The sequence below is a fragment of the Bartonella sp. AA81SXKL genome (assembly GCF_042196945.1).
GTDB lineage: Bacteria > Pseudomonadota > Alphaproteobacteria > Rhizobiales > Rhizobiaceae > Bartonella.
Genome location: NZ_JBHIRH010000014.1, coordinates 42181 through 48858 on the forward strand (window position 1 = coordinate 42181; position 6678 = coordinate 48858).

Annotated in this window: 14 protein-coding genes and 1 pseudogene; all 15 read right to left on the reverse strand. The window is 42.6% G+C overall.

The genetic code is table 11. The features are described 5' to 3' along the window. Nucleotides 1-11 precede the first annotated feature (11 nt). Nucleotides 12-569, reverse strand: coding sequence for a 50S ribosomal protein L5 (gene rplE, locus ACFINZ_RS07205; RefSeq protein ID WP_375611477.1), 558 nt, complete (start codon nt 567-569; stop codon nt 12-14). Further along, on the reverse strand, nt 562-876 hold the full coding sequence (rplX, locus tag ACFINZ_RS07210; protein WP_375701277.1) for a 50S ribosomal protein L24: 315 nt from the start codon (nt 874-876) through the stop codon (nt 562-564). Before rplX ends, rplE begins: the two co-directional genes overlap by 8 nt. 12 nt (nt 877-888) lie before the next feature. After that, on the reverse strand, nt 889-1257 hold the full coding sequence (gene rplN / locus ACFINZ_RS07215) for a 50S ribosomal protein L14 (protein WP_004855715.1): 369 nt from the start codon (nt 1255-1257) through the stop codon (nt 889-891). A gap of 144 nt (nt 1258-1401) precedes the next feature. Next, nucleotides 1402-1641 (reverse strand): 30S ribosomal protein S17, encoded by a 240-nt coding sequence (rpsQ, locus tag ACFINZ_RS07220; protein WP_012231991.1) that lies wholly within the window; start codon nt 1639-1641, stop codon nt 1402-1404. A gap of 11 nt (nt 1642-1652) precedes the next feature. Continuing rightward, nucleotides 1653-1853 carry a 50S ribosomal protein L29 gene (gene rpmC / locus ACFINZ_RS07225; RefSeq protein WP_375606714.1) on the reverse strand — a complete coding sequence of 67 codons (201 nt, stop codon included), beginning with the start codon at nt 1851-1853 and terminating at the stop codon, nt 1653-1655. A gap of 12 nt (nt 1854-1865) precedes the next feature. Beyond that, entirely contained in the window at nt 1866-2279 is a 414-nt protein-coding gene (gene rplP / locus ACFINZ_RS07230; protein ID WP_375611475.1) for a 50S ribosomal protein L16, read from the reverse strand. A 36-nt stretch (nt 2280-2315) separates the two neighbouring features. Further along, nucleotides 2316-3026, reverse strand: coding sequence for a 30S ribosomal protein S3 (gene rpsC, locus ACFINZ_RS07235; RefSeq protein ID WP_273791408.1), 711 nt, complete (start codon nt 3024-3026; stop codon nt 2316-2318). Beyond that, nucleotides 3026-3415, reverse strand: a complete 390-nt coding sequence (gene rplV, locus ACFINZ_RS07240; protein ID WP_375701278.1) for a 50S ribosomal protein L22 — start codon at nt 3413-3415, stop codon at nt 3026-3028. Before rplV ends, rpsC begins: the two co-directional genes overlap by 1 nt. Nucleotides 3416-3417: 2 nt before the next feature. Then, the gene (rpsS, locus tag ACFINZ_RS07245; protein ID WP_375617719.1) at nt 3418-3696 is read right to left on the reverse strand and encodes a 30S ribosomal protein S19; all 279 of its coding nucleotides are present in this window, start codon (nt 3694-3696) and stop codon (nt 3418-3420) included. Nucleotides 3697-3711: 15 nt separating this feature from the next. After that, a complete protein-coding gene (rplB, locus tag ACFINZ_RS07250) occupies nt 3712-4545 on the reverse strand; it encodes a 50S ribosomal protein L2 (RefSeq protein WP_375611474.1) in 834 nt (277 codons plus the stop codon). A 20-nt stretch (nt 4546-4565) separates the two neighbouring features. Continuing rightward, nucleotides 4566-4859 (reverse strand): 50S ribosomal protein L23, encoded by a 294-nt coding sequence (locus ACFINZ_RS07255; protein ID WP_273723987.1) that lies wholly within the window; start codon nt 4857-4859, stop codon nt 4566-4568. Then, the gene (gene rplD, locus ACFINZ_RS07260) at nt 4856-5476 is read right to left on the reverse strand and encodes a 50S ribosomal protein L4 (protein ID WP_375613145.1); all 621 of its coding nucleotides are present in this window, start codon (nt 5474-5476) and stop codon (nt 4856-4858) included. Before rplD ends, ACFINZ_RS07255 begins: the two co-directional genes overlap by 4 nt. 2 nt (nt 5477-5478) lie before the next feature. Next, nucleotides 5479-6216, reverse strand: a complete 738-nt coding sequence (gene rplC, locus ACFINZ_RS07265; RefSeq protein WP_273791404.1) for a 50S ribosomal protein L3 — start codon at nt 6214-6216, stop codon at nt 5479-5481. A gap of 27 nt (nt 6217-6243) precedes the next feature. Continuing rightward, nucleotides 6244-6552 (reverse strand): 30S ribosomal protein S10, encoded by a 309-nt coding sequence (gene rpsJ / locus ACFINZ_RS07270; RefSeq protein WP_005773267.1) that lies wholly within the window; start codon nt 6550-6552, stop codon nt 6244-6246. A gap of 61 nt (nt 6553-6613) precedes the next feature. Beyond that, nucleotides 6614-6678, reverse strand: a pseudogene (locus tag ACFINZ_RS07275) (elongation factor Tu); the annotation flags it as partial.

The following is a 6678-nucleotide window of genomic DNA, read 5'->3' on the forward strand; positions in this document are numbered from 1 at the left end:
TACGTTTGCCGTTACGAACGAAAAGGAAAATTAAAAGCACGCAATAACTCACGAGCTTCATCATCCGTTTTTGCTGTCGTACAAACGATAATATCCATGCCCCAAATTTGATCAACTTTATCATAGTTGATTTCTGGAAACACAATGTGTTCTTTAATACCCATAGCAAAATTGCCACGACCATCAAAACTCTTTGGATTTAAACCACGAAAGTCACGAACCCGCGGAAGAGCAATCGTCACAAGACGATCTAAAAACTCAAACATACGATCTTTACGCAATGTAACTTTAGCCCCAAGAGGCATTCCTTCACGAACCTTAAAGGTCGCAATAGAATTACGCGCACGCGTAACAACAGCCTTCTGACCCGTTATTAGCCCTAAATCCTCAGCGGCAAGGGAAGGTTTCTTGGAATCAGCAGTTGCTTCACCTATCCCCATATTTATTACAACTTTATCAATCCGTGGAATTTGCATCGCATTTCTGTAATTAAACTTCTCTTGAAGCACTTTACGAATCACTTCGAAATAATGCGCTTTCATACGCGGTATTTGTCTTTCCTCAGCCATTAATCAACTCTCCCGAACGCTTGGCAAAACGAACTTTATTACCATCTGCATTCATACGAAAGCCTACACGTGTAGGCTTACCATCTTTAGGATCAGCAATCGCCAAATTAGACAGATGAATCGGAGCTTCTTTAGAAATAATTCCAGCTTCTCGCTTCTGCGTTTGACGTTGATGACGTTTAATCATATTAATCCCACGAACAAAAGCCTTATTCTCTTTTGGACTAACCTTAATTACTTCACCACTACATCCTTTATCCTTACCGGACAAAACAACAACTTTATCACCTTTTCGAATCTTTTGCATAACATTTACTCCTTACAGAACTTCAGGAGCAAGCGAGATGATCTTCATATGATTCCTACCACGCAATTCACGGGGAACAGGTCCAAAGATACGAGTACCGATCGGCTCTTTTTTGTTATCCACTAAAACCGCAGCATTACTATCAAAACGAATGACACTACCATCTGCGCGACGAATATCCTTAGCAGTACGAACCACAACAGCTTTCATAACATCACCTTTTTTAACACGGCCACGAGGAATTGCATCCTTAACCGAAACAACAATAATGTCACCGACCGAAGCATATTTCCGCTTTGAACCGCCTAACACTTTGATGCACATGACACGACGCGCTCCAGAATTATCAGCAACGTCGAGGTTTGTTTGCATCTGAATCATGACTGGCCACCTTCTCTTAACACATATATCCGATTGTACCTTTTACACACTCGGATTTGCCTGCCAAATAACGATAAAGTTATCGCCTTCAAATTTATCAATGATAACCACACTGTTAAATTCTAAAACAATAAGCTTAACTCATTACGCTACATTGTCTTTTACAACAATCCAACATTTATCTTTCGAAATTGGTCTAGATTCTTGAATAGAAACTTGATCCCCAATCTTAAATTGGTTGTTTTCGTCATGCGCTTTATAATTTTTAGACTGCCGAACAGTCTTCTTAAGAAGCGGATGAGAATAACGGCGTTCAACTTTGACAACAACAGTCTTATCACTTTTGTCGCTAATAACAACACCCTGCAAAACGCGTTTAGGCATCTCTTATTTCCTTAAACCTTACTTTCACTTATCTTTTGACGAAGAAAAGTTTTAATACGCGCAATATCACGACGAACTTGTCTAACGCGCGCAGTCTTTTCTAATTGACCTGTTGCTTTTTGAAAACGCAAATTAAATTGCTCTTTCTTTAACTTAGCCAATTCATCTTTCATTTGGTCGAGCGTTTGCGCCCGTAATTCTGTGGCTCTCATCGCTTAACCTCACTATTCAGCAATACGCTGGATGAAACGCGTTTTTATAGGCAACTTTGCAGCACCCAATCTTAGTGCTTCACGTGCAACATCCTCCGGAACTCCATCAAGCTCAAACATGACGCGCCCAGGAGCAACACGTGCAGCCCAATAATCAACACTTCCCTTACCTTTACCCATACGAACTTCAGTCGGTTTAGATGTAACCGGAAGATCTGGAAAAATACGAATCCACACACGACCAGAACGCTTCATATAACGTGTAATCGCACGACGCGCCGCTTCAATTTGACGAGCAGTGACCCGCTCCGGCTCAACAGCCTTCAAACCGTAGGCACCGAAATTCAAATCCGTACCACCCTTCGCAAAACCGTGAATACGGCCTTTGAACTGTTTACGGAACTTTGTGCGCTTTGGCTGCAACATTGTTCTCTACTCCAAATTTTAGTTCAATCTCAAAAACTAAGCATTTTCGCGGCGACGATTCGATGAAGAACCAGATTGATCAGCTTCCGTAGCACGACGTTCTGAAGCCATCGGATCATGCTCAAGAATCTCACCCTTAAAGACCCAAACTTTAATACCACAAATACCATAAGCGGTCTTAGCTTCTGCTGTACCGTAATCAACATCAGAACGCAAGGTATGAAGTGGAACACGACCTTCACGATACCATTCCATACGAGCAATTTCAGCACCACCAAGACGGCCAGAACAATTGATACGAATACCTTCCGCACCAAGACGCATAGCAGACTGAACAGCACGCTTCATTGCACGACGAAAAGCAACACGACGCTCTAACTGTTGAGCAATTGATTGCGCAATAATTGTCGCATCAATCTCCGGTTTACGAATCTCCACAATATTCAATGAAGTTTCAGCATCCGTCATTTCTGATAGCTTACGACGAAGCTTTTCGATATCAGCACCCTTTTTACCAATAATCAAACCAGGACGTGCAGAATGAATCGTAATACGACACTTTTTATGAGGACGCTCAATAACAACCTTAGAAATAGCTGCCTGTTTAAGCTCCTCAAGCACATATGAACGAATTTTCAAATCTTCATGAAGAAGGCGCCCATATTCACCACTATCAGCATACCAACGAGAGTCCCAAGTCCGATTAACACCAAGACGAAGTCCTATTGGATTGATCTTCTGCCCCATTACGCGGCCTCCACTTTTTTGGTAACTTCACGAACAATAACAGTAAGATGCGAAAATGGACGTTCAATTCTACTAGCACGCCCTCGACCACGAACATGAAAGCGCTTCATCACTATCGACTTACCAACATAAGCTTCCGCCACAACAAGCGAATCAATATCAAGATCGTGGTTATTTTCTGCATTTGCAATTGCTGATTCAAGCGTTTTTTTCACAGTAGCAGCAATACGCTTGCGTGAAAACATCAAATCAGCGAGCGCTACATTAACTCTTTTACCACGAATCATTGCAGCAACTAAATTAAGCTTCTGCGGACTAACACGAATTGTCCGCGTGACAGCTCTTGCTTCATTATCTTTAAGCTGGCGCGAAACTTTAGCTTTTCCCATTCCTACTTCCTCTTCGCTTTCTTATCGGCACCATGACCATAATAAGTTCGGGTAGGAGCGAACTCACCAAACTTATGCCCAACCATCTCTTCAGAAACAGAAACAGGAATATGCTTATTACCGTTGTAAACACCAAAAGTTAAACCAACAAATTGCGGTAAAATAGTAGAGCGACGACTCCATATTTTTATAACTTCGTTGCGCCCACTTGAACGTACCTTCTCTGCTTTACCAAGAAGATAGCCGTCAACAAACGGACCTTTCCACACTGAACGAACCACCTCAGACTACCTTTCTCATTTCTTGCGTTGATGACGCGTACGCATAATAAATTTATCAGTAGCTTTATTGGAGCGCGTACGCTTACCTTTCGTAGGTTTACCCCAAGGAGATACTGGATGGCGCCCCCCCGATGTACGACCTTCACCGCCACCGTGTGGATGATCAACGGGGTTCATAGCAACACCACGAACATGTGGACGCTTACCACGCCAACGTGACCGACCTGCTTTACCATCATTAATATTCCCATGATCAGGATTTGAAACAGCGCCAACAGTTGCAAAACAGCTACTCGGAACCAAACGCTGCTCACCAGAATTTAAACGAAGAATAGCCATACCATGATCTCGTCCAACCAACTGCGCATAAGCACCTGCTGAACGTGCAATCTGTCCGCCTTTCCCTGGCTTCATCTCAACATTATGAATAATTGTACCTACAGGCATATTAGCAAGAGGCATAGCATTACCTGGTTTAACATCCACATTTAAACCAGCCATAACAGAATCACCAACACCAAGACGCTGTGGTGCAAGAATATAACTCAATTGCCCATCCTCATAGCGGATTAAAGCAATAAAAGCGGTACGATTAGGATCGTATTCTAAACGCTCAACTTTTGCTGAAACATCACGTTTAAGACGCTTAAAGTCGACAAACCGATAACTACGTTTATGTCCACCACCCTGAAAACGAGCAGTAACACGACCGCGATTATTACGTCCACCCTTTGAAGACAAACCTTCAGTTAACATCTTTACAGGTTTTCCCTTATAAAGACAAGAACGTTCCACAATAACAAGCTGACGCTGCCCAGGTGTCGTTGGATTAAACTGCTTAAGTGCCATTATTCCTATCTCCGAGCCTCTTAAAGACCTGTCGAAACGTCGATAGTCTGACCACTGGCCAGAGTTACGATCGCTTTTTTGACATCACTCTGCCGACCAACTATACCTTTGAAACGCTTCACTTTACCCTTACGGACTATCGTGTTAACTGCTTTAACTTTTACGCTAAAAAGCGCTTCAATAGCAGCCTTAATCTCAGGCTTCGTCGCTTTCGGCGCGACATTAAAAGCAACTTGATTATATTCAGAAATCATAGTCGCCTTTTCAGTAATAACTGGACTAATAATTATATCATAATGGCGAAGATCTGTCATTTAAAACGCTCCTCAAGAGCCTCAACAGCTGCTTTTGATAAAACAAGTTTGCTGCGACGCAAAATATCATAAACATTAATTCCCTGAATAGGCAAAATGTCAATATTAGGGATATTAGAGGCTGCACGAAAAAAGTTAATATCAATCTCTTTACCATCAATCAAGAGAGCGTTATTAAATCCAAGCTTAGAAAAATGAGAAACAAGCATTTTCGTTTTAGCATCCTTAACAGTCAACTCATCCACAATAATTAAATCTTTTGCTTTTAATTTTGCAGATAAAGCAAGACGTAACCCAAGAGCACGAATCTTTTTAGGAAGATCATGCGCATGGCTACGAACCACCGGTCCATGTGCCTTACCCCCACCCCTAAACTGCGGTGCACGTGCAGATGAATGTCGAGCACGCCCAGTTCCTTTCTGTTTAAACATTTTTGCCCCTGTTCGCGACACATCAGAACGACCTTGGGATTGATGACTTCCCTGCTGACGACGTGCAAGCTGCCAACGAACAACACGTTGCAAAATATCCTCACGCGGAACAAGATCAAAAATAGCTTCAGAAACCTTTAATTTGCCAGCTTCATTACCATCAAGAGTTTTAATTACAAGATCCATTATTAGGCTCCCTCAACCTCAGAGGTTTCCGTCACCGGAGTAACCATTTCCGCTTTCTCCTTCACAAGACGGCGAATACCAGCAGGCTTTGGAGCATTATCAGGAAGACGCTTCTTCACAGCATCCCGTATCAAAATCCAAGAACCTTTAGAACCAGAAACAGCACCACGCACTAAAATTAAACCACGCTCACTATCAGTGGAAATAACTTCAATATTCTGTGTTGTTACACGCACTTGCCCCATATGGCCAGCCATTTTTTTACCTTTAAAAACTTTACCAGGATCTTGGCACTGCCCTGTAGAACCATGAGCACGATGTGTAATCGAATTACCATGAGAAGCACGATGCCCACCAAAGTTATGTCGTTTCATAACACCAGCAAACCCCTTACCAATACTGGTACCAGTCACATCAACTCTTTGTCCTGGAACAAAATGTTCCACTGTAATCTCAGTACCAACATCAAGAAGATTGTCGGGACTCACACGAAACTCTGCTATTTTGGCTTTAGGCTCAACAGAAGCCTTAGCAAAATGTCCACGAAGAGCTTGTGAAGTATTCTTAACCTTAGCAAAGCCTACACCTAATTGAACAGCAGTATAACCATTCTTTTCAACTGTACGCTGAGCAACGACTTGACAATTCTCCAAACGAAGTACCGTCACCGGCACATGCTCACCAGCATCATTATAAATACGGGTCATGCCCAGCTTCTGTGCTATTACACCTGAACGCATCGGGTCTGTTCCTTCTGTCCTCAAACCTCAGAGCTTAATTTCTACATCCACACCAGCAGAAAGATCGAGCTTCATAAGCGCATCCACTGTTTGCGGCGTTGGATCAACAATGTCAAGAAGACGCTTATGTGTTCGCATCTCAAACTGCTCACGACTTTTCTTATCGATATGCGGTCCACGATTGACCGTAAACTTCTCAATCCGCGTCGGAAGCGGAATGGGACCACGGACATTTGCACCGGTACGTTTAGCAGTCGATACGATCTCACGCGTCGACGTATCAAGAATTCTATGATCAAACGCTTTCAAGCGAATGCGAATATTCTGACTGTTCATGCTCTTTATTTCCCTGTTATACAAAGTGCCTTCAATAATCAAAGCACTCAACAAGCATTATTTATTCAATGATCTTAGAGACGATACCGGCACCAACAGTACGACCACCTTCACGAATAGCAAAAC